Genomic DNA, 24,008 nt, shown 5'->3' on the forward strand with positions numbered 1-24,008 from the left:
CCCCGCCACTCGGCGCGGGCGAGCGACGGAGAGGACGCGATGACGTCGATCGACCTGCACGCCGCCCGGGTGCGCGCTCTGCTCTCCCCCCTCGCCGAGCGCGGTGCCCACGAGACGCTGCCGCTCGATCCCGCCGCCGTCGCCGCCGATCCCGGCGCCTACGACCGCCGCGTGCTCGCGCGCTCGGTCACCGCTCCCCTCGACCTGCCGCGCTTCGACAATTCGCAGATGGACGGCTACGCCGTGCACGCCACCGATCTCGACGCGGCCACCACCGGCAGTCCGGTCGTCCTGCCGGTCGTGGCCGCCATTCCCGCGGGCGACCGGGCGCCGCGCCTCGCGCCGGGCACCGCCGCTCCGATCATGACCGGCTCGCCTCTGCCCGTCGGCGCCGACGCCGTGGTGCCGATCGAGCGGGTCGACCCGCCGCGCTTCCCCGCGACCGGCTCCGAGGACGCGCGCGTCGCCTTCTCGGCACCCGTCATCGCCTCGACCTTCGTGCGCGCGCGTGGGAGCGATGCCCGGAGCGGCGACCTGGCGCTGCCCGCCGGCACGACCCTCCGCGCCGCTCACTACGGCCTGCTCGCCTCCCTCGGCCTCACCGAGATCGAGGTGCTCCCCCGGATCCGCGTCCTCGTCGTGCCGACCGGGCACGAGATCCGCCCGGCCGGTGCACTGCTCGAGGACGCGCAGATCTACGACGCGAACGGCTCGCTGCTCGCCGAGGCCGTCCGCGAGGCGGGCGCGCTGCCGATCGTCGCGCCGTGCGGCAGCGACCGAGCGGAGGATCTCCTGGCGCTCCTGCACGAGCACGCGGCCCAGGCGGATCTCGCGATCACGGTCGGCGGAGTGAGCGCCGGCGCCTACGAGGTCGTGCGCGACGCGCTCGGGCCGGCCGGCTCCGAGTTCGGCCACGTCGCGATGCAGCCCGGCGGGCCGCAGGGACTCGGACTCGTGCGGATGACGGACGGCACCCACCTGCCGATCGTGTCGCTGCCCGGCAACCCGGTGAGCGCGCTGGTGTCGTTCGAGGTCTTCCTCCGCCCCGTGCTGCGCTCGCTCGCCGGGCGGTACCCGGCGGAGCGGCCCCGGCTGCGGGCCCGGCTCGGCACCCCGCTCGACTCCCCCGCGCACCTGCACCAGATCCGGCGCGGAACCCTCGACGACGAGGGCCTCGTGCACGCGGTCGGCGGGCCGAGCTCGCACCTGCTCGCGTCCTACGCGCGCTCGAACGTGCTCATCCACGTCCCCGTCGGGACGGAACGCGCAGCGACCGGCGACACGGTCGAGATCTGGAGGATCGATGACTGAGGTCTCAGACCACCTGACCCATGTCCGCGCCGACGGCGCCGTGCACATGGTCGATGTCGGCGGCAAGGAGGTGACCTCGCGCACCGCGGTCGCCGAGGGCTTCGTCGTCACGACGCCCGAGGTCGTGCGGCTGCTCGAGCAGGGCGAGCTGCCCAAGGGCGAGGCGCTGACAGTGGCGCGGATCGCCGGGATCATGGGCGCGAAGGCCACCTCGACGCTGATCCCGCTCTGCCACCCGCTCGCGCTGGACGGGGTCGACGTCGACCTCGAGCCGGGCGGTGACCGGGTGCGGATCGAGGCGCGCGTGCGCACCAGCGGGCGCACCGGGGTCGAGATGGAGGCGCTCACCGCCGTCACCGTCGCGGCGCTGACCGTCTACGACATGCTCAAGGCCGTCGATCGGAGCGCCGTCATCACCGACATCCGCGTGCTCGCCAAGGCTGGCGGGCGCACCGGCTCGTGGAGCGCGCAGTGACGCGGCGGGCGGTCGCGGTCGTCGCGTCGACGCGCGCCGCCTCCGGCGTGTACGAGGACCGCACGGGGCCGGCGCTGCTCGCCTGGTTCGAGAGCCGGGGCTGGGAGGGGCGCGTGGTCGTGGTCGCCGACGGCGACGCGGTCGGCGAGGCGATCTCGGACGCGATCGGAGCGGGAGTCGACATCGTGGTCACGACCGGAGGCACGGGGGTCGCCCCGAGCGACGTCACACCCGAGCAGACCGCGCCGCTGATCGAGCGCGAGCTGCCCGGTCTCGCCGAGGCGATCCGCGCCCGGGGAGCCGCGCACGTCCCCACGGCGATCCTCAGCCGCGGCACGGCGGGAGTCGCGGGCACGAGCGTCGTCGTCAATCTGCCCGGCTCGCCCGGCGGTGTCCGCGACGGCATCGGCGTGCTCGACCCGGTCATCGGCCACCTGCTCGACCAGCTCGGAGGCGGCGATCATGCCCGCTGAGGCCGTCGCGCTCGCGCGCATCGCCCACGAGACCGTCACGGTCGACGAGTGCGAGCACGCCGTCGACTCCCCCGAGCACGGCGCGGTGGTCACCTTCGCCGGCATCGTCCGCGATCACGACGAGGGTCGCGGTGTGCTGCGCCTGCACTACGAGGCGCATCCGGAGGCGTCGGCGGCGCTGCTCGCGTCGGCGCAGCGGATCGCGGAGCGCTTCCCCGACGTGCGGATCGCGGCGGTGCACCGGGTCGGCGACCTGGTCGTCGGCGACCTGGCCCTGGCGTGCGCGGTCGCGTCCGCCCACCGGGCCGCGGCCTTCGAGGCGTGCGCGGCCCTGGTCGACGACATCAAGGCGTCCGTGCCGATCTGGAAGGAGCAGTCGTTCGTGGACGGCAGCTCGGAGTGGGTCGCGTCGCTCGGCTGAGCCGACTGGCGGATCCGCCAAGGCGGTACCGCGCGCGGACTCGGCGGGACAGCGCGGGGTAACACGGGTGTCACACGTCTGAGGTTGACTGGACGGGCCCGCATCCGGCGGGCGCGGTCGAGAGGTGCGGCATGGACCTGAACACGATCCAGCGCGTCCGCGTCGTGCGCGACCGCGCCGATCTCGCGGCGATGGGGCCGCGCACCGCGGTCATCGGAGGCGGCTCCTGGGTCTTCTCCCTCCCCCACGATCACCTCGACGAGCTCCTCGACCTGCAGGGCTTCGGCTGGGAGCCGCTCCGCGCGACTCCCGAGGGCCTGTCGGTCGCCGCGACCTGCACCTTCACCGAGCTGGCCGCCGTGCCCGATCGCGGTCCGCTGTTCTTCCAGTGCTGCACGGCGCTTCTCGGCTCGTTCAAGATCTGGAACACGGCGACGGTCGGCGGCAACATCGCCAACGCCCTGCCCGCGGGGCCGATGATCGGCCTCGCCGCGGCCCTCGACGCCGAGGCGCTGATCTGGCGGGCCGACGGCTCCGACGCGCTGGTCCCCGTCGGCGAGCTGGTCACCGGGAACATGACGACGACGCTCGGGCACGGCGACGTGATCCGCTCGATCGAGTTCCCCGCTCGGGCCCTCGAGGCGCGCACCGCGTTCCGGAAGATCGCCCTGTCGCCGCTCGGGCGCAGCGGCGCCGTCGTCATCGGTCGGCTCGACCTCGACGGGGCGTTCCTCCTCTGCGTGACCGGTGCGACCGTGCGGCCCGAGGTGCTGCGGTTCGCCGCGATCCCCTCGGCCGACGAGCTCGCCGCGGGCGTCGACGCGATCGCGACCTGGTTCACGGATCCGCACGGCGCCGCCGACTGGCGGCACGCCGTCGTGCGGGTGCTGGCCGACGAGATCCGGCACGAGCTCGGAGGGAGCGGCGCATGAGGTTCACCGTCAACGGCGAGGCGGTCGACGCGACCCCGCAGCCCGGCCAGGTGCTGCGGACGCTGCTCCGCGACCACGAGCACTTCGAGGTCAAGAAGGGCTGCGACGCGGGCGACTGCGGCGCCTGCTCGGTGCTCGTCGACGGCACACCGTTCCACTCCTGCATCTACCCCGCCCACCGGGTCGAGGGCCGCGAGGTCACGACCGCCGCCGGGCTCGGCACCGCCCAGGAGCCGAGCGCCGTCCAGCAGGCGTTCGTCGATCTCGGCGCGTTCCAGTGCGGCTTCTGCACGGCGGGCATGGTCGTGACGGCCACGGCGATCGAGGGGGCGCGTGCTGAAGACGTGCCGCGCCTGATGAAGGGCAACCTCTGCCGCTGCACGGGCTACCGCGCCATCCGCGAGGCGGTGACCGGTGGGCACTCCTGCGGAGACTCCTGCGAGCACCCGAGCGGTCTCAGCCCCGTGCGCCGCACCGGCCGCCCGACCGCCGACGAGTCCCGCGTCGGCCGCTCCCTCGGCGCCCCCGCCGGGCGCCGGATCGTCTCGGGAGGCGAGCCCTACACGCTCGACGTCGCGGTGCCCGGGCTCCTGCACCTCAAGGTGCTGCAGAGCCCGCACGCCCACGCGCGCATCGTGTCGATGGACACCCGCGCGGCCGCCGCCATCCCCGGCGTGATCGCGGTGCTGACCGCCTCCGACGTGCCCGATCTGCTCTACTCGACCGCCCGTCACGAGTCGCGGCTCGACGACCCCGACGACACGCGGATGCTCGACACCGTCGTGCGGTTTCGCGGGCAGCGCGTCGCCGTCGTCGTGGCGGAGTCGGTCGCGCAGGCCGAGATCGCCTGCCGCGCGATCGAGGTCGAGTACGAGGTGCTGCCGGCCGTCTTCGACCCCGAGGAGGCGCGCTCGCCGGGCGCGCCCCTCCTGCACGGCGAGAAGGACCCGATCGCCTCGCGCATCGCGAAGCCCGGCTCGAACGTGGTGGCCGAGCTGCACGGCGAGTACGGCGACGTCGCGCAGGGTCTCGCCGAGGCCGACGTGGTCGTCGAGGGTCGCTGGCAGACCTCCCGCGTCGCTCACACGGCGCTCGAGACGCACGGCACGATCGGCTGGCTCGAGGGCGACGAGCTGGTGCTGCGCACCTCGACGCAGGTGCCCTTCCTCGTCCGCGACGAGATCGCTCGGATCTTCGACCGGGCGCCCGAGAGCGTCCGCGTCTTCACCGCGCGGGTCGGCGGCGGGTTCGGCGGCAAGCAGGAGATCCTCACCGAGGACGTCGTCGCCCTGGCCGTGCTCGCGACCGGGCGGCCCGTGCAGTACGAGTTCACCCGCACCGACGAGTTCACGATGGCGCCGTGCCGTCACCCGATGCGGGTCGACGTGCGGCTGGGCGCCACCCGCGACGGACGCCTGACGGCGATGACGGTCGACGTGCTGTCCGACACCGGCGCCTACGGCAACCACGGGCCCGGCGTGATGTTCCACGGCACCTCGGAGTCGGTCGCGACCTACAACGCGCCCCACAAGCGCGTCGACGCCCAGGCCGTCAACACGAACAACCTGCCCTCCGGCGCCTTCCGCGGCTACGGGCTCGGGCAGGTGATCTTCGGCATCGAGTCGGCGATGGACCAGCTCGCCGTCGAGCTGGGCATCGATCCGTTCGAGCTGCGCCGGATCAACGCGGTCCGCCCCGGCGATCCGCTCGTCGTGACGCACGTGGAGGGCGACGACATCGGCTTCGCCTCGTACGGGCTCGACCAGTGCCTCGACCTGACCGAGGCGGCGCTCGTGCGCGGCCGGGCGGACGCCGTCCCCGAGGGGCCCGACTGGCGGATCGGCGAGGGCATGGCGGTGGCGATGATCGCCACGATCCCCCCGCGCGGTCACTTCTCGGAGGCGACGGTCGCGGTCGACGCCGACGGTCTCCTCACGATCGGGGTCGGCACCGCCGAGTTCGGCAACGGGACGACCACCGTGCACACCCAGCTCGTCGCGAGCGCGTTCGGCGCCTCGGCCGACCGGGTGCGCATCCGGCAGTCCGACACCGCCGCCGCTCGCTACGACACGGGCGCCTTCGGCAGCGCGGGCACCGTGGTCGCCGGCAAGGCGGTCTACGGAGCGGCGGTGCGGCTCCTCGCCGATCTCCGCTCGCTCGCGAAGCGGATCACCGGGATCGAGGGCGGCGAGTTCGAGCCCGACGACGAGGGCCTGCTCGCGACGGACGGCACACGGGTCACCTTCGACGAGCTGGCGCGCGCCGCCGGTGGACCGATCACCGCGACGGGAACCGAGGACGGCGCCCAGCGCTCCCTCGCGTTCAACGTGCAGGGCTTCCGCGTGGCTGTGCGGGAGTCGACCGGCGAGGTCCGCATCCTGCAGTCGGTGCAGGCCGCGGATGCGGGCTTCGTCATCAACCCGGAGCAGTGCCGGGGCCAGGTCGAGGGCGGAGTCGCGCAGGCGATCGGCTCGGCGCTCTACGAGGAGGTCATCCTCGACGGCGCGGGGACGGTCACGACCGCGATCCTCCGGAACTACCACATCCCGCAGATGGCCGACCTGCCGACGACCGAGGTCCTCTTCGCCGACACGGCCGACGACCTCGGTCCGTTCGGCGCCAAGTCGATGAGCGAGGCGCCCTACAACCCGGTCGCCCCGGCCCTCGCCAACGCCGTCCGCGACGCCATCGGCGTGCGCCCCCACGAGCTGCCGCTGTCGCGCGACCGCGTGTGGCGGATCCTGCACCCCGACGCGGCCCCCGTCCGCACCGTCGCGGCGGAGGCCCCGCAGGGCTGAGCGGGAAGTCAGCGTCGGTAGCGCCCCATGCTGGTCGAGTAGCCCCGCAGGGTCGTATCGAGACCCACGAGCGTCAACAGATCGGGCCTCGGAACCGGACTCCTGAAGCTGGTGGATCTCGATACGCCCGCTGCGCGGGCTACTCGATCAGCATGCCTGGGCTGAATGCGCCCGCTCCGCGGGCTACTCGATCAGCGAGGGGGGACTCACACCCGCGACGCGAGCTCCGCGCTCGCGCGGGCGACCTCGCGGGCGATCGCGTCCTCGTCGGCGTTGACGAGGCGACCCTCCGTCACGGTGGGCCGCCCGTTGACGAGCAGCAGTGTCAGCGGAGGCTGCGACCCGAGCGCGAGCGCCGCGACGGGATCCGCGATGCCCGCGTGCTCGATCCCGTCGACCTTCCAGAGCGCGAGATCCGCCAGCTTGCCGACCTCGATCGAGCCGATCTCGTCCTGACGGCCGAGCACTCGCGCGCCTCCGATCGTCGCGACCGAGAGCGCCTGACGAGCGCTCATCCGGTCGGCCCCGGCGCGCAGCCGGTTCATCAGGACCGCCTCGCGGATCTCGATGCCGAGCTGCCCCGACTCGTTCGAGGCCGAGCCGTCGACCCCGAGCCCCACCGGGACCCCGGCCGCCAGCAGCTGCGGGACGGGCGCGATGCCCGCGGCGAGCCGGCCGTTCGAGGACGGGCAGTGCGCGACTCCGGTGCCCGTGGCCGCGAACTTCGCGATCGCGTCGTCGTCGAGGTGCACGCAGTGCGCCATCCAGACGTCGTCGCCGAGCCAGCCGAGCGACTCGAGGTAGTCGGTGGGCGACATGCCGAACGCCTCGCGCGTGTAGGCGTCCTCCTCGATCGTCTCGGAGCCGTGGGTGTGCAGGCGCACGCCGAGCTGCCGGGCGAGCACCGCCGACTCGCGGAGCAGATCCGGAGTGACCGAGAACGGCGAGCACGGCGCGATCGCGACCCGCACCATCGAGTCGAACGAGTCGTCGTGGTAGCGCTCGACGGCGGCGCCGCTCGCTTCCAGGGCCGCCGCGGTCGTCTCGACGGCGAAGTCCGGCGGCAGGCCGCCCTGCGACTCGCCGAGGTCCATCGAGCCGCGGGTCGCGTGCAGGCGGAGCCCCAGCGTCGAGGCCGCATCGACGATCCCGCCGACGATGTCGCCCGATCCGCGCGGGAACACGTAGTGGTGGTCGCCGACCGTCGTGCATCCGGAGCGGGCGAGGACGCCCATCGCACCCAGCGACGCCGAGCGGGTCAGGTCGGCGTCGATCCGCGACCAGGCGGGGTACAGCGCGACGAGCCAGTCGAAGAGGATCGAGTCCTGCGCCCAGCCGCGGGTGAGCCACTGGTAGAGGTGGTGGTGCGTGTTGATCAATCCCGGCGTGAGGAGGTGACCGCGGCCGTCGACGCGGGTGATCGAGACCGGCTCCTGCGCGGGCAGTCCGGTCGGCGCGCGGCCGTCGAGCGCCCAGGCGGGAGGAGCACCCGCGCCGACCGCGGTGATCCTGCGGTCGTCGACCACGACGTGCCCGCCCGCGTGCTCGGTGCCCGCCGCATCGACGGTGGCGACGTGGGCTCCGGTGATGATGTGGCGCTGCATCCCCCGAGCTTGCCACCGCCGTGTTTCCCGTCGGTTTCGACGCGACCCCCGATCCGCCTCAGCGAGCCGCGTGGATGGGCCCGGGGAGGCCGGCGAGCGGGGAGCCGGAGGCGCCCGAGCGAACCGCGAGCACCTCGGCGAGGATCGAGACGGCCGTCTCCTCCGGGGTGGACGCGCCGATGTCGAGGCCGATCGGCGAGTGCAGGCGGGACAGCGCCTCCTCGGCGACCCCCGCCTCCCGCAGCAGCCCGAGCCGGCGCTCGTGCGTGCGCCGCGACCCCATCGCGCCGACGTAGGCGACCGGCAGGGTCAGCGCCAGCTCGAGCAGCGGGACGTCGAACTTCTCGTCGTGGGTGAGCACCGCGATCACGGTGCGCGCGTCGACCGCGGTGGCGGCGAGGTAGTCGGAGGGCCACTCCACGATCACCTCGTCGGCGGCGGGGAAGCGCTCGGCGGTCGCGAAGACCGGCCGGGCGTCGCAGACCGTCACGCGGTAGCCGAGCAGAGCGCCCGCGGCGCAGAGGGCGGCGGAGAAGTCGACGGCGCCGAAGACCAGCAGGCGCGGCTTCTCGGCGTGCACGATGTAGGTCACCTCGAGCTCGGTGCCCTGGCAGTCGATCTCGACGCTCTCGGAGCGACCGGACAGCATCCGCGCCGAGCGCTCGGCCAGGATCCGGTGCACCGCGTCCTCATCGAGGTGCGGCCCGACCACGTCCTGCGCGCGGGTCGCGCCGGTGATCACCAGCCCGACGAGCTCCTGGGGACCGCCGACGATCATCGCCAGCCCGGCCGGTCGGCCCGCCCGGGCGGCGCGGAGCTCGGCGAGCACCGCACCCGAGGAGGCGTCGACGGCGTGCCCGAGCACCCGCAGCTGCCCACCGCACGAGAGCCCGGCCGCGAAGGCCGCCTCGTCGTCGAAGCCGAAGTGCTCGGAGGCGCTGCCGCCCGTGCCGAGCACCTCCTGAGCGAGGGCATAGGCCTGCGCCTCGACGCAGCCCCCCGAGATCGAGCCGATCGCCGCGCCCGCCGCGTCGACCGCCATCGACGAGCCGAGAGCGCGGGGCGCGGATCCGAAGACGTGGGTGACCGTGACGACCGCGAGGCGCTCGCCGGCCTCGACGCGCTCGAGGATCGGCACGGCGAGTTCGAGCACGGCGACCTCCTCGGTGCGGGTGGGAGGCGTCGCTGCCGGGGGCGCGGGCGAGCCGCCGAGGGGCGCTCACACGCAGGAAACATGCCGAGTATAGGGTCGATCCATGCCTTCCGACGCTCCCTCGCTCGACCTCGTGATCCGCTCCTCCGCTGTGCTGACCGAGCACGGCTGGCAGTCGGGCAGCGTCGCGATCGCCGAGGGACTGATCGTCGCCGTGGGCGCCGTCGACGCCCCGTGGCGGACGGCCGAGGAGGTCGTGCTGCCCGAGGGACAGGTGCTGATCCCGGGCGCGGTCGACACCCACGTGCACGTCAACGAGCCGGGCCGCACCGAGTGGGAGGGGTTCGCCTCGGCCACCAGGGCCGCCGCGGCAGGAGGCGTCACCACGATCATCGACATGCCGCTGAACTCGATTCCGCCGACGACCACCGTCGCGGGTCTCGAGGCCAAGCGCGCCGCCGCCGGCCCGCAGGCGCTGGTCGACGTCGGCTTCTGGGGCGGAGCGATCCCCGAGAACCTGGGCACCCTCCGCGAACTGCACGAGGCCGGGGTCTTCGGCTTCAAGTGCTTCCTCTCGCCGAGCGGGGTCGACGAGTTCCCGCACCTCAGCACCGACCAGCTGTTCGCGGCGATGCGCGAGATCGCCGCCTTCGACGGCCTGCTGATCGTGCACGCCGAGGACCCGGCCGAGCTCGAGTCGAGCGCCAACGACGGAGGCACCTCCTACGGCGCGTTCGTGGAGTCGCGGCCGCCCGCGTCCGAGAAGAGCGCGATCCTGCACGTGATCGAGGCGGTCCGCGAGACCGGCGGACGCGCGCACATCCTGCACCTCTCCTCCGCCGACGCGCTGCCGCTGCTGCGCGAGGCGAAGGCCGAGGGGCTGCGGATCACCGCGGAGACCTGCCCGCACTACCTCACCTTCGACGCCGGATCGATCCCCGACGGCGCCACCGAGTTCAAGTGCTGCCCGCCCATCCGCGACGAGCGCAACCGCGAGCTGCTCTGGAAGGGGCTGCTCGACGGCACGATCGACATCATCGCCTCCGACCACTCCCCCGCCACCGCCGAGCTGAAGTTCGCGCACGACGGCGACTTCGGTCTCGCCTGGGGCGGCATCTCGGGGCTCGAGCTGAGCTTCCGCGCGATCTGGACGGGGGCGCACGAGCGCGGGATCCCGCTCGAGCAGGTCGTCGCCTGGATGTCGACCGGCACCGCCGCCTTCGCCGGGCTCGGGCAGAAGGGGCTGCTGCGGGCGGGAGCCGACGCCGACCTCGTCGCCTTCGACCCCGCCGCCCAGGCGCGCGTCGACGTCGGCGCGCTCGCCCACAAGAACAAGGTGTCCGCGTACGACGGCCGCGTGCTCCGCGGTGCCGTCGCCGCCACGTGGGTCGGCGGAGTCGCGGTGACCGCGTCGACCGCGGCACCCGTCGGCCGCCTCCTCGACCGCCCCGCCCTCTGATCCGCCCTCGCGAGTCTCTGCTCGGGCGCAGGGCGCTGCGTGCTCGTCGCAGACGAAGCGGCCTCTCGCGGGGCGTGTTCCGGGCACGTTTCGAGCGTGTGAACTCACGCGGTTCGAGGCGCTCCGGCGGGCGGATCGCACAAGACTGGCGGGGCAGCGACGGCGGATTCAGCGCATCGGGAGGCGCGGACCCCGTGCCCGCCGCGGCATCCTGACAGACGGGCGCGCGGCGCCCACCACCACCCGGACAGGAGCGGACATGTCGATCATCCTCGGAGACCACCAGTACGGGAAGGCCGAGAACCGCGTCGTCCGGATCTACCGCGACAGCCCGCGACACGAGATCCACGACGTCAACGTGTCGACCGCCCTCCGCGGCGACTTCGAGGCGGCGCACCTCGAGGGCGACCAGTCGGCCGTCCTGCCGACGGACACGCAGAAGCAGACCGCCTACTCCTTCGCGAAGGAGAAGGGCCTGCGCTCGATCGAGGCCTACGGTCTCGAGCTCGCCCGGCACTTCGTCGACGGCTACGCGCCCGTGCACGGAGCCCGCATCGAGATCGAGGAGTTCGCGTGGGAGCGGGTCGTCGTCGACGGCGAGGAGCACGACCACACCTGGGTCCGCAAGGGCCAGGAGGTGCGCATCGCCTCGGTCACCGTCGAGGGCTCGGGCGACGAGCAGCAGGTGTGGGTCACCGGCGGCTTCAAGGATCTGACGATCCTCAAGTCGACCGGCTCCGAGTTCCACGGCTTCCTCACCGACCCCTACACCGTGCTCCAGCCGACGAACGATCGGGTGATGGCCACCTCCCTGGTCGCGAAGTGGCGCTTCGCCCTGACCGGGGAAGAGCTCGCCTCGACCGACTGGGAGGGTGTCTACGCCGGCATCAAGGCGCTGATGATCAGCCGCTTCGCGACCGTGCACTCGCTCGCCCTGCAGCAGACGCTGTTCGAGATGGGCAAGGCGGTACTGGAGGAGTACCCGCAGATCGTCGAGATCCGCCTGTCGGCGCCGAACAAGCACCACTTCCTCTACGACCTGTCGCCGTTCGGAGTCTCGAACGACAACGAGGTCTTCCACGCCGACGACCGCCCCTACGGCCTGATCCAGGCGAGCGTCACCCGCGACGACGCGCCCGACGCAGGCCCGGCCTGGTACGCCTACACGGGTCTGGTGTGAGCCGAGGCGTCCACCGCGGCCACGTCCTGCACCTCGCGGGGCGGCCCTCGCTCTCGGAGGCGGAGGCGGCGCTGGTGTCGATCCCGGACGGCGCCCTCGTCGTGGACGACGCCGGCACGATCGCCTGGGTGGGCGCGCACCGCTCGCTGCCGCGCGAGTACGGCGACTGGCCGGTGACGGGCGACGCGTCCGCGTTCCTCCTGCCCGGCTTCGTCGACACGCACGTGCACTTCCCGCAGACCTGGACGACCGACGCTTTCGGCGGCGGCCAGCTGCTCGAGTGGCTCGACACCGCGGTGTTCCCGGCGGAGGCGCGCCTCGCCGACGAGAACGTCGCCGCCCGCATCGCCCGCGCCTTCACGCGTCGACGGGTGCAGGCCGGGACGACGGCGGCGATGGTCTTCGGCTCGGCGTTCCCGCACGCGCAGGACGCGCTGTTCGAGGCCAGCCTGGCGGCGGGGCTGCGCACGGTCTCGGGGCGCGGCATCCAGACCGTCGGTCCCGCCTCCGCCGCACCGCTGCTCACCACCGAGAAGGAGGCGCTCGCGCTCGTCGCCGACGAGATCGAGCGCTGGCACGCGGTCGACACCCAGGACGCCGCGACGGCGCTCCTCCAGGTCGCGATCGTGCCGCGCTTCTCGCTCTCGGTCACCCCGACCACACTCGCCGGGCTCGGCGAGCTGTACGACTCCGTCCGCAGCCGCGGCGTGTACGTGCACAGCCACCTCAACGAGAACGACCGGCCGGGCGACGGCGAGATAGCCGCGGTGCGCGAGCTCTACGGCACGAAGAGCTATCTCGACACGTACGACGGGCTGTTCCTGCCCGGCTCCGCGCGGGGCGGCTCCTCACTCCTCGGCCGGCGCACGATCCTCGCGCACGCGGTGCACTGCCAGGACGACGAGCTGCACCGGATGGCCGAGACCGGCACCTCGATCGCGCACTGCCCGACGTCGCAGCAGTTCCTCGGCTCGGGGACGATGCCCTGGCGGCGGACCGTCGCCTCCGGAGTGACCGTCGCGCTCGGCAGCGACGTCGGGGCCGGCGACGAGTGGCTTCTGTCGCGGGTGGCGAACGACACGTTCAAGGTGCACCTGTCCGAGGCGGGCGACGCGGCGGTCGCGCTGCACCCGGCCGAGCTGCTGTTCACGGCGACGCTGGCGGGCGCGCGCGCCCTCGACATGGAGGAGCGCTTCGGCAACTTCGACCTCGGCAAGGACGCGGACTTCGTCCGCATCGAGCCGGACCGCTGGGAGCCGCTGGCCGAGGTGCTCGCCCACGGCGTGCGGGCCGACGACGAGGCGCGGGCGACGGCGCAGCTGCTGTTCGCGCTGCTGATGGGGCTGCGCGAGCCGGCGATCGCGGCGGTGCACGTGCGGGGGCGGCGGGTCGCGGCTCCGGAGTAGCGGGGCGTGCGGTCTGCAGGCGCCACCGCCACCCGTCCTCCGCCGGATTCGCCGCAGCCCTGGGCTCACCGTCTCGCGCCCGCTACCGTCGGGGCATGCGCATCGCCCCCGCGTCCGTCCTCGCTGCCGCACTGCTCGCCGTCGGGCTCACCGGGTGTGCGACCGCGGCGCCGAGCGGAGCAGCACAGCCGGCCTCCTCCGCGCCGACTCCCGGCCAGTGGGTCGGTGCCGCCGTCGACGTCTGGTTCGAGAACGACTCCGCTCGGATCTGCGGCCACGACATCGATCCCGGATTCACCATGGGCCTCCCGCCCTGCGATGAAGGACTCGCCGTCACCGGCATCACCGCAGCCGACCTCCGCGCTCGGCTGATGGCACAGGGCATGACCGTCCGCACCGAGGACGGCGTCGACGTCGTCCCCGCCTTCGTCGTCGGCACCCTCTCCGGCCGGATGTTCCAGCTCGAGAGCCTCGACTACGAACGGTACGCACCGTCCACCTCGACTCCGACGCCGGATCCGGCTCCGAGCTTCGCGACCGACGAGGAGAAGCTCGCGTACATGAGCGCGCAGCCCTTCCCCCAGCCGGCGGGCTGCACCGCGCCCGCGGGCGGCTGGAAGTCGATGTCGGCGCTCGGCACCGGAGCCGCGGCCGAGTACCAGCGCGCGCACCCCGACGTGCTCCTCGGCAACGGCCAGACCTTCGTCGCCGATGACACCGCGATCGTTCTCCTCGCCGTCGCCGCCGATGCCGATCCGGAGCAGGTCGCCGCCGATCTCGCCGGCGCCTTCCCCGACGCGCTGTGCGTCCGGCAGTCCGCGCTCACCGCCGCCGACCTGCGCGAGGTCGAGGACGATCCGGCCTTCGCCCCCTCCGACACCGTCCTCTCCTCGGGCCTCTGGCAGCCGACCGACGGCTTCAGCGACGATCCCGAGCCGGTCTTCACCGTCCTCACGACCGTGCTGACCGACGAGCTGGTCGACCGCGCGGCGGAGTACCCGGACGGTCTCGTCGACCTCGTCCCCTGGTTCGAGCCCGTCACCGCCCGCTAGCGCAGCTGGAGCGCCAAGAAGAGGTCCGCGCGGTCCGAGGTGTCCGACAGGTCGCGCTGCGTGAGCTCCTCGACCCGCGCGATGCGGTAGCGGACCGTGTTGAGGTGCAGGTGCGTCTGCTCCGCGGTGCGCACCCACGAGCCTCCGCACTCGAGGAACGCCGCGAGCGTGGCGACGAGCTGCGAGTTGTAGCGCGCGTCGTGCTCGACGAGCCGGCCCAGCACGAGCTCGATGAAGACGGTGCGCAGGTGGTCGGGCACCGCGGTCAGCAGCTGCACGGCCGAGGTGACCTCGCCCGAGTCGCTGATGCGCACGGCCGAGGTGTCCCCCGGCGCCCCCGGCAGCAGCATGCCGTAGCGCGCCGAGCGCAGCGCCCCGCCGAGAGCCGATGACGCCGTCGCCGCACTCGTGCCGACCCGGAGGACCGGCCCGTCGAGCCCGGCACCCGCGCGCCGCAGCGCCGAGGTGACGACGGCGAGCGGATCCGCTCCGATCGGGATCTCGCTCGAGCCGTCGATCGGCACGATCGCCACGACGCAGCCCTGGGCGTCCCGCCCGACGACGGCGCGGCCGAGGTGCGAGGCGGCGTCGGTCAGCAGCCAGCGCGCGAGATCGGAGGAGGCGTCCTCCTCGAATCCCGCCGCCACCACCGCGCAGCGACCCGCGCCCGCGAGTCCGAGCTGTCGGAGGTAGACGGCCGTCTCGGGCTGCTCGCTGTCCTCCTCGATCAGCTCGAGCAGGCGGTCGGCGAGGGCGGAGTCGGCGAGCATCGCGGAGTCGCGCTGCAACCGGTAGAGGCCGACCACGCCGGTCAGCTCGGTCACCGCATCGAGCAGCGAGGGGTGCCACTCGTTCCAGTCGCCGGCGACGACGACGAACCACGACGTCGCCCGGTGCTCGTCGGCTCCGGCGACGACGAAGACCGAGAGCACGCCGCCGTGGGCGTCGGGTACGGTCACCGGGTTCCGGCGCGCGGTGAGACCGGCGCGCACGACGCGCTCGATCTCGGTCAGGCCGAGCGGCTCGGCGGAGGCGGCGAGGCGGCCGGTCGCGGTCAGCACGCGCACGGGGCGGCCGAGCTCGGTCGAGGTGCGGGTGATCAGCTCGTCGAGCAGCTGCCCCCGGTAGACCTCGGTGAGCAGCTCCCGCTGGCGCGCGAGGCCCGCGGTCAGCCGCGCGACGCGGTCACCGGCGAGCGTGTTCGAGAGGTGCGCGGTGATCGAGGCGAACGACACGTCGGCCGGCACCGCGAACAGCGCGACTCCGTGCGCGCGGCAGGCGGCGATCACGTCGTCGGGCACGAAGCCGTAGAGGCCCTCGCCGGCCAGCAGCGCGACGGCGCCCGAGGCCGCGACGGCCGAGACGAAGGTCTCGCTGTCCTCCGGGGTCCGGCGCCAGACCAGGCCGGTGAGCACGAGCTGGTCGCGCGCGAGGTAGCGCCGCGGATCGAGCAGATCGGTCGTGAACGTCCAGTTGACCGGTCGCGCGAGCGCCTCCGGGGTGGTGTAGACGGCGCGGATCCGGAGCTGGGGGGCGTCGAGGACGTCCTGGAGCTGCACGCTCAGCTCCCCCGGTACGTCGAGTAGGCGAACGGGCTGAGCAGCAGCGGGATGTGGAAGTGCGCCTCGACGTCGTCGAGCCGGAACGCGACCACGACCTCCGGGTAGAACGCGTCGGCACCGAAGTAGGCCCCGGTGTCGAACACGACGCGGTAGACGCCCGCGGGAAGCGCCTCCGGGCCGAAGACCCCGACCCGACCGTCGGCGTCGGTCCGCGCCGTGGCGACGGGCGACCAGCCGGAGTCGGTGCGCGCCTCGAGCGCGACCGGCACTCCGCTCGCGGGGCGGCCGAGCACGGCGTCGAGCACGTGCGTCGTGACGTGGCTGGCGTGCGCGCTCACGGGCGCACCTCCGCCACGATCGCGCCGGTCTCCGGGCCGAGCGCCCTGACCCGCAGCACGGTGATCTCGCGCAGCTGGTCGGCGACGATCCCGCGCTCCGTCTCGTCGTCGAGGCCGAGTCGGCGCTCGAGCTCGGCGACGATCTCGGCGCGGTCGCGGCCGGCGGCGCGGATGAGGAAGACGCGGTCGAAGCGCTCCTCGTAGGCCCGGTTGCCCGCCAGCAGACGCTCGGCGAGCACCTCGTCACTCGAGCGGCTCGACGCCTGCTCGGCGGCGGCGAACTCGGAGGAGCGCCCGGCGCCGGCGTGCTTCTCTCCGATCCTGGGGTGGTCGGCGAGTGCGGCCTCGATCTCCTCGGCGGTGAGCGAGCGCGCGACGCGGTCGGCGGCGGCCGCGAGGGCGTCGGTCGAGGCGTACGGGGCGCCGTCGGCGACCTCGTCGACCCAGCGGGGAACGGCGAGGCAGGCGGTCAGGGCATCGCGGAGGACGTCGGGTGCGGTCATGGGGTCTCCTCGTCGAACGGCGGGTGGGGCACGATGGGCGGATGGATGCGGCTGCGGTGACCGGGATCGTCCTCGCCGCGGGGGCGGGACTCCGCGCGGGCGGGCCGAAGGCCCTGCGGCGGACGGCGGACGGGGTGCCGTGGCTGGAGCACGCGGTGCGCCGCCTCGAGGCGGTCGGCTGCGCGCGGGTGGTCGTGGTCCTCGGCGCGGGGGCGGAGGAGGCCTGGCCGCTCGTCCCGGCCGGCGCCGAGATCGTCGTGGCGACCGAGTGGGCCGAGGGGCTGTCCGCCTCGCTGCGCGTCGGGCTCGCCGCCGCGGACGGCGACGCGGCCCTGGTGACGCTCGTGGATCTGCCGGACGAGCCCGCCGCGGTCGGTGCGCGCCTGCTCGAGCGGGCGACGGACGGGCCCGACACTCTCGCCCGCGCGGTCTACGGCGGCCGCCCCGGTCATCCGGTGCTGCTCGGCGCGGCGCACTGGCCGGCGATCGCGGAGGGGGCGACAGGTGACAGCGGCGCGCGCGACGTGCTGCGCTCGAGGGGAGCGCAGGAGGTCGAGTGCGGCGATCTCGCCTCGGGACTCGACGACGACGGGCCCGCTCACCGCAGCTCCCCCGCCTCGAGCGCCGCGCGCAGCGCGCGCCAGGCGAGTGTCGCGCAGACCGAGCGCACCGGATTGCCCGCCACCGCGAGCAGCGCCGACTCCTGACCGGAACCGGCCTCGGCCTCCCGTCGCTCCATCGAGGCGAGGAAGCTCTCGATCCGCCCTCGGATCTCTGAGGCGCTGCGCCCGTCGAGCTCGTCGGCCATCAGCGACGCCGAGCCCTGCGAGACCTCGCAGCCGCGCCCGCTCCAGGCGACACCGACCGCCGACGGCGTGCCGGTGACCCGCACCTCGAGCCGGTCGCCGCAGGTCGGCGTGATCAGCTCGGCGCGCCCGACGACGGCGGCCGACGAGTCGGACCGGCCCACGGGGTGGCGCGCGTGATCGCGGATGAGCTCGGCGGCAGCGCTCACGCGCGGTCCTCGATCTCGGACAGCTCCGAGTAGACCGTGCTGATCCCGGCGATGCGCTCCCGGGAGTCGCGGGGCGAGGCGCCGAGCACTCCGGAGGCGAGCAGGGCGGCCGCGCTCATCGCCGCCGCGTAGCTGTCGAAGGCGGCGTCGCTGTCGACGGGGCACTCGAGCCAGACCGAGACCCGCTCGGCGAAGCGCCGGGCCTGCGGGTCGGCGAGGAGGATCACGGGGACGCCGTGCGCGGCGAGGACGTCGACGAGGGCCGAGAACGAGGCGGGGCGGCGCCGGAACCCGACCAGCACGACCACGTCGTGCGCCCCCAGACCGGCCAGCTCCTCGCCGAGCGACTGCCCGGGCTGCGGCGCGATCCTGACCCGGTCGCGCGCCTGCGCCAGCTGCTGCCGCAGGTGCAGGGCCACCGGGTAGCTGTTGCGCATCCCGACGACCACCACCTCCCGAGCGTCGGCGAGCAGCGTCACCGCCGCCTCGAGCCGGCCGCTCGAGAGGGTCGTCGCCAGACGCAGGAGGTTCGCGCGCTCGCTGTCGAGGTGGGCCGCGAGGGCGTCGCCCGGCCCGCCGGCGGAGGCGGGGCCGACCGGGACGCCCGAGCTGCGGAGTGCTCGGGCGTGCTCGCGCACCTCCTGCGAGCTGGTGAAGCCGAGGCGCCGGAACAGCCGCGAGACCGTCGCCTTCGAGACACCGCTGTTCTGCGCGAGCTCGGTGGCGGTGTAGATCGCGAGATCGCCGAGGTGATCGAGGATGAAGTCGGCCGCGCGCTGCTCCTGCCGGGACAGGGAGGCGTAGCTCGCGTCGATCCGGTGCCCGATCGAGGGTGCCTCGGCCACGGTCACGCCCGCGACGCCCGGGCGTCGGCGAAGGCGTGCACCGCCGACTCGAACGCGTCGAGAGCAGTCGCGACATCGGTCACGGTCACGTTCTCGTCGGGGTGGTGGCTCACTCCGCCCTCGCAGCGGACGAAGAGCATCGCGTAGTCGGTGAGATCGGCGATCGCCATCGCGTCGTGCCCGGCCTTCGAGAAGAGCACCATCGGCTCCGCGTCGCCGGTCGAGCGGATGCCCTGCCGCACGACGTCCTGCAGCCACTCGGCCGCGACCACGGCCGGGGCCTCGTGGGTCTCCTCGATGGTGAGCGCGAGGCGGCGACGGCGGGCCGACTCCGACATCGCGTGCTGGATCTCGTCCCAGACGCGATCGCGGACATCGTCGAACTCGGCGCGCAGATCGAGGCTGAACTCGACCCGGCCGGGGATCACGTTGACCGCGCCCGGGAACGCCTCGAGCCTGCCCACGGTGGCGATGCAGCCGTGCTCGCGGGCGATGCGCTCGACGGCGAGCACCGCCTCGGCGGCTCCCGTCAGCGCGTCGCGGCGGCGGTCGAACGGCACTCCCCCGGCGTGGCCGGCCTTGCCGGTCAGCGTCAGCGCGAAGCGGCGCGCTCCAGCGATCGAGGAGACGACTCCGAGAGCGCGGTCGGCCTCCTCGAGGTACGGCCCCTGCTCGATGTGGGCCTCGAGGTAGGCGAGCACGTCGTCGGAGTCGCGCGCCGCGGTGCTGATCCGAGAAGGGTCGAGCCCGAACTCGTGGAACGCCTCGACGAGGGTCGTGCCGTGCGCGTCCTCGAGCTCCCACCAGTGCTCGTCCCAGGTGCCCGCGACAGCGCGCGAGCCGAGCAGGGCTGTGCCGAAGCGGGTGCCCTCCTCGTCGCCGAACGCGACGACCTCGATCGCGAAGGGCAGTCGGGTGCCCGCGGCGTTCAGCCTCGAGACGACGGCGATCGCGAGGATCACGCCGAGGATCCCGTCGTAGCGGCCCGCGTTCGGCACCGTGTCGAGGTGGGAGCCGAGCAGCAGCGCGGGGAGCCCCGGCGTCGAGCCCTCGTAGCGGCCGCACTGGTTGCCCGCGGCGTCCTGCCACGAGCGCATGCCTGCGTCCTCCATCCAGCGGGCCGCCATCGCGTTGACGCGGGCGTGCTCGGGAGAGAGGTAGACGCGCTCGATCGCGCCGCGCGTGCTCGAGACCGCCGCGAGCTCGTCGCAGCGCGCCATGATCTCGGCGGCGTCGACCGCGCTCATGCCGCGCCTCCGCGCGACGCCTCGTAGACCCCGTAGGCGCCCGCGACTCCGCCGCCCGGAGCGACGGAGGCACCCGCGCGCCGCAGCACCGACTCGAGCGCCGACAGCGTGGTCAGCACCGCGTCGGTGCGCGCGTTGTAGCCCATGGTCCCGATCCGCCAGACCTTGCCGTGCAGGGGGCCGAAGGAGGTGCCGATCTCGATGCCGAAGTCCTCGAGCATCGTGCCGCGCACCGCGTCGCCGTTCACTCCCTCGGGGATGTGCACCGCCACGACGTTGTTCATCTTGTGCGCGACGTCGCCGAAGACCTCGAGCCCGAGACCGCGGACGCCCTCGAGCATCGCCTCGCCGTGCAGCACGTGCCGGGCGATCGTGTTCTCGAGGCCCTCCTCGACGACGATGCGCGCGCACTCGCGGGCGCCGTAGAGCATCGTGGTGGCTTCGGTGTGGTGGTTGAGCCGGCGCGGTCCCCAGTAGTCGAAGATCATGCCGAGATCGAAGTAGTTCGAGCGGATCGGGCGCGCGCTCACGGCGTCACCCGCATCGCGGATGCCCGCCTCGATGGACTTCCGCGACTCGATCACCGCGACGGCCTTCTCCGAGAAGGTCGCGGGTGCCGAGCCGGACGGCCCGCCGAGGCACTTCTGCAGACCGGCGGTGACCGCGTCGAGGCCGAGCTGGTCGGCGTGGAAGACGTTGCCCGCCAGCGACGCGGTGACGTCGGTGTAGAAGAGCACGCCGTGCTTGTCGCACAGAGCGCCGAGCTCCTCGAGCGGCTGCGCCATCGTCGTCGAGGTGTCGCCGTGCACGACGGCCAGGACCTTCGGTCGCACCCGCTCGATCGCCTCGGCGATGACCGAGACCGGGAAGACCTGGCCCCACTCCGCCTCGATCACGTGCACCTCGGCTGCGCAGCGCTCGGCGATCTCACGGAGGAGGTGGCCGAATCGCCCGAAGACGGGGACGAGCACGCGGTCGCCGGGCTCGAGCATCGACACGAGCGCCGCCTCGATCCCCGCGCGGCTGGTGCCGTCGACGAGCAGCGTCTTCTCGTTCGCGGTGTCGAAGACGCGGCGGTACAGCTCCTGCGTCTCGTTCATGGCGGTGGTCATCGCCGGGTCGTACTGGCCGACCAGCTGCGCCGACATCGCGCGGAGCACGCGCGGATCGGCGTTGATCGGACCGGGGCCCATCAGCAGCCGCGGCGGCGGGTCGATCGGGAGGAACGTCGAGGGCGCGGGCACGGACGGGATGGGGACCACCTCTTCGCAGACGGACGGACAGAGAAAAACCTGTTTCAGTCGCACATCCTACGCAACAGACGTTTCTCGGGTGTTTCGAGTTCCGGCGTCTCCGCGGGTCGGAGGGAGGTGGGTCTCGCAGCTCGCTGGTCGAGCAGCCCGCGCAGCGGGCGTATCGAGATCCACCTCCCTGCGAACGCGAGCTATCCCGCCGGCCCCGCCGCCACGTCGAGCAGCGCCAGATCCGCCCCGCGCGGCCCCACGAGGCACAGCCCCACCGGCTTCCCGTCGACCACCAGCCGCGGAACCGACAGCGCCGGATACCCGCCGATCCCCGCGAGGCACGTCAGCCCGAGCGTCGCCGTCCGCGCCGCATCGATGACCTCGGCCGACGCGTCCAGCGCCGGCGCGACCGACGACGCCGACGGCAGCAGCAGCACACGCCACCCGAGCGCCGTGTCCAGCGCATCCCTGAACTCCGCCAGCCTCTCCCGCGCCGCCGCCTCCGTCGCCGCGTCGACGCGCGCCGCCGCGTCGAACCGCGCCTGCACGTCGGCCGCCAGCACCCCGGGGTGGGCCGCGACCCACTCGCCGTCCGACGCCCACGCCTCCGCCGCCTGCACCAGCCGGAACGCCTCGAACATCTCCGCGACCGGCGGCAGCTCGATCCGCTCCACCTCGAGCCCGTCCACCACCGCCGAGAACGCCGCACGCACGCCCGGATCCACCTGCTCGAGCAGCGCCTCCGCCACCACGAAGCCGCCGACACTCTCCGAAGGCGCCCCCGCCAGCCCGGCAGTCGCCACCCGCCGCAGCGTCGCGACGTCGCGGGTGAGCCAGCCGACCGTGTCGAAGCTCGGCGCGAGCGGCAGCAGCCCCGCTACCGGCACCGCCCCGTGCGTCGTGCGCAGCCCCCACAGCCCCTGGTACGACGCGGGCACCCGGATCGACCCCGCCGTGTCCGTCGCGAGCCCGACCGACGCCTGCCCGAGCGACACCGCCGTCGCCGGTCCGCTCGACGATCCGCCCGGGATCGCCCCCGCCACCGCGGGATTCGGCGGTGTCCCGTAGCCCGAGTTCCGCCCCGCGATGCTGTACGCGAACTCGTCGGTCTGCGCGATCCCGCGCACCGAGGCTCCCGCGCCGAGCAGCATCGCGACGGCGGGAGCGGTCTCCTGCTCGACCTGCGCCTCCGCGAGTCGCGCAGGCAGCCCCGCGCCGATGCGCTGCCCCTCGATGGCGAAGAGGTCCTTGACCGCGACGTCGAGGCCGTCGAGCGCTCCGGAGGCGGCGGCCGGCACGAGCGGCGCGCCGACCGCCCGCCAGACCCGCTGGTCCAGGGCCGCCGCGGGAGCCTGCACCTGCGCCGCGCGCACCCGCCAGACCCCGGAGTCGCGAGACCACAACTGCGTGACGAGGCCCCGCCCGCCGCGGGCCGGCACGTTCACCGTCACGACCAGCGCCGTGTCCGGGTCGACCGCGCGCACGTGCAGCTCGGCCAGGGCGCGCGGAGGCGTCCCGCCCCGCCGCCCGCGGAACCCGGTGATCGCGTCGTGCCCCACGAGCAGTCCGGAGGCGTCGCCCCGCAGCGTTGTCGGTGCGCGGACGAACGCGTCGGCGAGGGCGGGCACGTCGTCGGCCGCGAGGGCCGCTTCGTAGGCCTCGACCGCGTCGACGAGACCCTCCGGCAGCTCGCCCTCGAGCGTCGTCACGCGCGGGTCAGTCATCGAAGTCCGCCGTCCGCACGCGGGCGTGCACGCCCTTCACCAGGTCGACGACCTGCGAGATGTTGAAGTCGGTCGCGGCGCTGAGGTACGCGTAGGCGAGGCTCGGATCCATCCCGTAGCGGGCCTGCAGCAGAGCGATCGCGGCGCGGACGCAGTTCTGCACCGCCACGTCGAGGTCCGCGTCCATGCCGGTCGGCACCAGGAACTCGCTCGTCTCCCCCAGCGGCCCGACCAGCTCGCCGAACGCCGCGAGCGCCTCCGCCTGCGGCACCACCTCGAGGCGCACCCGCACCCGCAGGCTCGCCTCCATCGCCGTCAGCGCCACCTCGCCGTCGCCCTGCGCGAAGTGAGGATCGCCGACGTAGGCGAGCGCCCCCTCCACCTGCACGGGCAGGTAGAGACTCGCGCCCGCCGTGAGCAGCGAGATGTCGATGTTGCCGCCGTGCGCTCCCGGAGGAACGGAGTGCGGTCGCACGTCACCCGCGACCGCGACGCCCATGATCCCGAGGAACGGGTGCAGCTCGAACCGCGCCGACCGCTCGCCACCGGGGACCAGGGGCAGCACACCCCGGCGCACCCCGTCGGCGCCGTCCTCGACGAGCGCGAAGGCGCTGAAGGGGCCGGCCTGCAGCGGGTACTCCCCCGGCAGAGCACCCCGTCCGTGCCGGTTCGAGATCACTCCGTAGGGCACGCGCGGCACGGCCTCGAGCAGCGTCATCTTCAGCAGATCGCCGGGCAGCGCGCCGCGCACGGCGATCGGACCGGTGACGACGTGCGGCCCGTCGACCGCCGTGTCGCGGAAGGGCCCGGAGGCGGCGAGCTCGATCGCGTCGCGCAGCACGCCCTCGGGCGCGACTCCGTGCTCGCCGAAGAAGGCGACCGGGTCGCGGCCCTGGTCCTCCAGCACACCCTCGTGGCTGAGCGTGTCGATGACGACCTCGTCCCCGGAGTCGACCGTGAGCACCGGACGGTCGGTCGCGCAGGGCAGCCGCCCCCACAGCACCGACTGCGGCGTCGCCGCGAGGTACTCCACCCCGTCGGGCACCGATTCACCGGGCTGGACCGCCCACTCCGCCTGCAGCATCCGCCGCCGCCTTCCCGCGCGGGTCCGCCCCGCGATCGCTTCGAGGCTAGCGGCGGCGTGTTTCAGGCCTGTGGCGCATCCGTGGCAGGATCGGCGGCGCACCCCGCGTTCCCGCCGCGAGACGCCCCCGTGCGCACAGCACACCGGTGGAGCCGCTCGCGAACGGCGCCGTCCCCTCCCCT

General features: G+C 73.8%; 22 protein-coding genes. 11 read left to right on the plus strand and 11 right to left on the minus strand.

From position 1 onward, the window contains the following. Positions 1-39: 39 nt before the first annotated feature. The 6 genes from GRS96_RS12980 to GRS96_RS13005 all read left to right on the plus strand — a co-directional run bounded on the left by GRS96_RS12980 (position 40) and on the right by GRS96_RS13005 (position 6,410). On the plus strand, positions 40-1,311 hold the full coding sequence (locus GRS96_RS12980) for a molybdopterin molybdotransferase MoeA (RefSeq protein WP_159988673.1): 1,272 nt from the start codon (positions 40-42) through the stop codon (positions 1,309-1,311). Beyond that, positions 1,304-1,786, plus strand: coding sequence for a cyclic pyranopterin monophosphate synthase MoaC (gene moaC / locus GRS96_RS12985; RefSeq protein ID WP_159854002.1), 483 nt, complete (start codon positions 1,304-1,306; stop codon positions 1,784-1,786). The genes GRS96_RS12980 and moaC overlap by 8 nt, the downstream gene beginning before the upstream one ends. Beyond that, entirely contained in the window at positions 1,783-2,259 is a 477-nt protein-coding gene (locus GRS96_RS12990; protein WP_159854003.1) for a MogA/MoaB family molybdenum cofactor biosynthesis protein, read from the plus strand. Before moaC ends, GRS96_RS12990 begins: the two co-directional genes overlap by 4 nt. Then, positions 2,249-2,680, plus strand: coding sequence for a molybdenum cofactor biosynthesis protein MoaE (locus tag GRS96_RS12995; protein ID WP_159988674.1), 432 nt, complete (start codon positions 2,249-2,251; stop codon positions 2,678-2,680). Before GRS96_RS12990 ends, GRS96_RS12995 begins: the two co-directional genes overlap by 11 nt. A gap of 131 nt (positions 2,681-2,811) precedes the next feature. Then, the gene (locus tag GRS96_RS13000; RefSeq protein ID WP_159854005.1) at positions 2,812-3,612 is read left to right on the plus strand and encodes an FAD binding domain-containing protein; all 801 of its coding nucleotides are present in this window, start codon (positions 2,812-2,814) and stop codon (positions 3,610-3,612) included. Continuing rightward, complete coding sequence (locus tag GRS96_RS13005; RefSeq protein WP_159988675.1) at positions 3,609-6,410, plus strand: molybdopterin-dependent oxidoreductase; 2,802 nt, start codon at positions 3,609-3,611, stop codon at positions 6,408-6,410. The genes GRS96_RS13000 and GRS96_RS13005 overlap by 4 nt, the downstream gene beginning before the upstream one ends. Positions 6,411-6,616: 206 nt before the next feature. On the opposite strand, the gene GRS96_RS13010 is transcribed toward GRS96_RS13005, so the two are convergent. After that, a complete protein-coding gene (locus tag GRS96_RS13010) occupies positions 6,617-8,014 on the minus strand; it encodes an 8-oxoguanine deaminase (RefSeq protein ID WP_159988676.1) in 1,398 nt (465 codons plus the stop codon). 58 nt (positions 8,015-8,072) lie between these two features. After that, positions 8,073-9,167 (minus strand): XdhC family protein, encoded by a 1,095-nt coding sequence (locus GRS96_RS13015; protein ID WP_159988677.1) that lies wholly within the window; start codon positions 9,165-9,167, stop codon positions 8,073-8,075. 103 nt (positions 9,168-9,270) lie between these two features. On the opposite strand from GRS96_RS13015, the gene allB reads away from it, so the two are divergent. The 4 genes from allB (at position 9,271) to GRS96_RS13035 (ending at position 14,264) form a co-directional block, all read left to right on the plus strand. Further along, positions 9,271-10,626, plus strand: a complete 1,356-nt coding sequence (allB, locus tag GRS96_RS13020) for an allantoinase AllB (protein ID WP_159854009.1) — start codon at positions 9,271-9,273, stop codon at positions 10,624-10,626. 259 nt (positions 10,627-10,885) lie between these two features. Beyond that, positions 10,886-11,806, plus strand: coding sequence for a factor-independent urate hydroxylase (pucL, locus tag GRS96_RS13025; RefSeq protein WP_159854010.1), 921 nt, complete (start codon positions 10,886-10,888; stop codon positions 11,804-11,806). After that, entirely contained in the window at positions 11,803-13,212 is a 1,410-nt protein-coding gene (locus GRS96_RS13030) for an amidohydrolase family protein (protein WP_159854011.1), read from the plus strand. The genes pucL and GRS96_RS13030 overlap by 4 nt, the downstream gene beginning before the upstream one ends. A 95-nt stretch (positions 13,213-13,307) precedes the next feature. Next, positions 13,308-14,264 (plus strand): hypothetical protein, encoded by a 957-nt coding sequence (locus GRS96_RS13035; protein WP_159854013.1) that lies wholly within the window; start codon positions 13,308-13,310, stop codon positions 14,262-14,264. On the opposite strand, the gene GRS96_RS13040 is transcribed toward GRS96_RS13035, so the two are convergent. From GRS96_RS13040 to uraD, 3 genes are read right to left on the minus strand one after another with little or no spacing between them, the layout of a single operon-like run. Continuing rightward, on the minus strand, positions 14,261-15,823 hold the full coding sequence (locus GRS96_RS13040; protein WP_159854015.1) for a helix-turn-helix domain-containing protein: 1,563 nt from the start codon (positions 15,821-15,823) through the stop codon (positions 14,261-14,263). The two genes, GRS96_RS13035 and GRS96_RS13040, sit on opposite strands and share 4 nt — an antisense overlap. Positions 15,824-15,825: 2 nt before the next feature. After that, positions 15,826-16,164 carry a hydroxyisourate hydrolase gene (gene uraH / locus GRS96_RS13045; RefSeq protein ID WP_159854017.1) on the minus strand — a complete coding sequence of 113 codons (339 nt, stop codon included), beginning with the start codon at positions 16,162-16,164 and terminating at the stop codon, positions 15,826-15,828. Next, positions 16,161-16,667 carry a 2-oxo-4-hydroxy-4-carboxy-5-ureidoimidazoline decarboxylase gene (uraD, locus tag GRS96_RS13050; RefSeq protein ID WP_159854019.1) on the minus strand — a complete coding sequence of 169 codons (507 nt, stop codon included), beginning with the start codon at positions 16,665-16,667 and terminating at the stop codon, positions 16,161-16,163. The genes uraH and uraD overlap by 4 nt, the downstream gene beginning before the upstream one ends. 41 nt (positions 16,668-16,708) lie before the next feature. On the opposite strand from uraD, the gene GRS96_RS13055 reads away from it, so the two are divergent. Beyond that, a complete protein-coding gene (locus GRS96_RS13055) occupies positions 16,709-17,374 on the plus strand; it encodes a nucleotidyltransferase family protein (RefSeq protein ID WP_159988678.1) in 666 nt (221 codons plus the stop codon). On the opposite strand, the gene GRS96_RS13060 is transcribed toward GRS96_RS13055, so the two are convergent. The 6 genes from GRS96_RS13060 to GRS96_RS13085 all read right to left on the minus strand — a co-directional run bounded on the left by GRS96_RS13060 (position 17,266) and on the right by GRS96_RS13085 (position 23,826). Then, positions 17,266-17,682 carry an iron-sulfur cluster assembly scaffold protein gene (locus GRS96_RS13060; protein ID WP_159854023.1) on the minus strand — a complete coding sequence of 139 codons (417 nt, stop codon included), beginning with the start codon at positions 17,680-17,682 and terminating at the stop codon, positions 17,266-17,268. The two genes, GRS96_RS13055 and GRS96_RS13060, sit on opposite strands and share 109 nt — an antisense overlap. Continuing rightward, positions 17,679-18,527, minus strand: a complete 849-nt coding sequence (locus GRS96_RS13065; RefSeq protein ID WP_159854025.1) for a MurR/RpiR family transcriptional regulator — start codon at positions 18,525-18,527, stop codon at positions 17,679-17,681. The genes GRS96_RS13060 and GRS96_RS13065 overlap by 4 nt, the downstream gene beginning before the upstream one ends. A gap of 2 nt (positions 18,528-18,529) precedes the next feature. Next, entirely contained in the window at positions 18,530-19,774 is a 1,245-nt protein-coding gene (locus GRS96_RS13070; protein WP_159854027.1) for an allantoate amidohydrolase, read from the minus strand. Continuing rightward, positions 19,771-20,967 (minus strand): pyridoxal-phosphate-dependent aminotransferase family protein, encoded by a 1,197-nt coding sequence (locus GRS96_RS13075; RefSeq protein ID WP_159989325.1) that lies wholly within the window; start codon positions 20,965-20,967, stop codon positions 19,771-19,773. The genes GRS96_RS13070 and GRS96_RS13075 overlap by 4 nt, the downstream gene beginning before the upstream one ends. Before the next feature lie 251 nt (positions 20,968-21,218). Beyond that, entirely contained in the window at positions 21,219-22,742 is a 1,524-nt protein-coding gene (locus tag GRS96_RS13080; protein ID WP_159988679.1) for an AtzH-like domain-containing protein, read from the minus strand. Further along, a complete protein-coding gene (locus GRS96_RS13085; RefSeq protein ID WP_159988680.1) occupies positions 22,735-23,826 on the minus strand; it encodes an acetamidase/formamidase family protein in 1,092 nt (363 codons plus the stop codon). The genes GRS96_RS13080 and GRS96_RS13085 overlap by 8 nt, the downstream gene beginning before the upstream one ends. Positions 23,827-24,008: the final 182 nt, after the last annotated feature.

Source organism: Rathayibacter sp. VKM Ac-2803, from assembly GCF_009807175.1.
Lineage (GTDB): Bacteria > Actinomycetota > Actinomycetes > Actinomycetales > Microbacteriaceae > Rathayibacter.

Excerpts from the sequence above, each read along its gene's own strand:
- GRS96_RS12980 (WP_159988673.1), top strand. The coding sequence starts at position 40 with ATGACGTCGATCGACCTGCACGCCGCCCGGGTGCGCGCTCTGCTCTCC.
- moaC (WP_159854002.1), top strand. The coding sequence starts at position 1,304 with ATGACTGAGGTCTCAGACCACCTGACCCATGTCCGCGCCGACGGCGCC.
- GRS96_RS12995 (WP_159988674.1), top strand. The coding sequence starts at position 2,249 with ATGCCCGCTGAGGCCGTCGCGCTCGCGCGCATCGCCCACGAGACCGTC.
- GRS96_RS13000 (WP_159854005.1), top strand. The coding sequence starts at position 2,812 with ATGGACCTGAACACGATCCAGCGCGTCCGCGTCGTGCGCGACCGCGCC.
- GRS96_RS13005 (WP_159988675.1), top strand. The coding sequence starts at position 3,609 with ATGAGGTTCACCGTCAACGGCGAGGCGGTCGACGCGACCCCGCAGCCC.
- GRS96_RS13010 (WP_159988676.1), bottom strand. The coding sequence starts at position 8,014 with ATGCAGCGCCACATCATCACCGGAGCCCACGTCGCCACCGTCGATGCG.
- allB (WP_159854009.1), top strand. The coding sequence starts at position 9,271 with ATGCCTTCCGACGCTCCCTCGCTCGACCTCGTGATCCGCTCCTCCGCT.
- pucL (WP_159854010.1), top strand. The coding sequence starts at position 10,886 with ATGTCGATCATCCTCGGAGACCACCAGTACGGGAAGGCCGAGAACCGC.
- GRS96_RS13035 (WP_159854013.1), top strand. The coding sequence starts at position 13,308 with ATGCGCATCGCCCCCGCGTCCGTCCTCGCTGCCGCACTGCTCGCCGTC.
- uraD (WP_159854019.1), bottom strand. The coding sequence starts at position 16,667 with ATGACCGCACCCGACGTCCTCCGCGATGCCCTGACCGCCTGCCTCGCC.
- GRS96_RS13055 (WP_159988678.1), top strand. The coding sequence starts at position 16,709 with ATGGATGCGGCTGCGGTGACCGGGATCGTCCTCGCCGCGGGGGCGGGA.
- GRS96_RS13070 (WP_159854027.1), bottom strand. The coding sequence starts at position 19,774 with ATGAGCGCGGTCGACGCCGCCGAGATCATGGCGCGCTGCGACGAGCTC.
- GRS96_RS13075 (WP_159989325.1), bottom strand. The coding sequence starts at position 20,967 with ATGGGCCCCGGTCCGATCAACGCCGATCCGCGCGTGCTCCGCGCGATG.
- GRS96_RS13080 (WP_159988679.1), bottom strand. The coding sequence starts at position 22,742 with ATGACTGACCCGCGCGTGACGACGCTCGAGGGCGAGCTGCCGGAGGGT.
- GRS96_RS13085 (WP_159988680.1), bottom strand. The coding sequence starts at position 23,826 with ATGCTGCAGGCGGAGTGGGCGGTCCAGCCCGGTGAATCGGTGCCCGAC.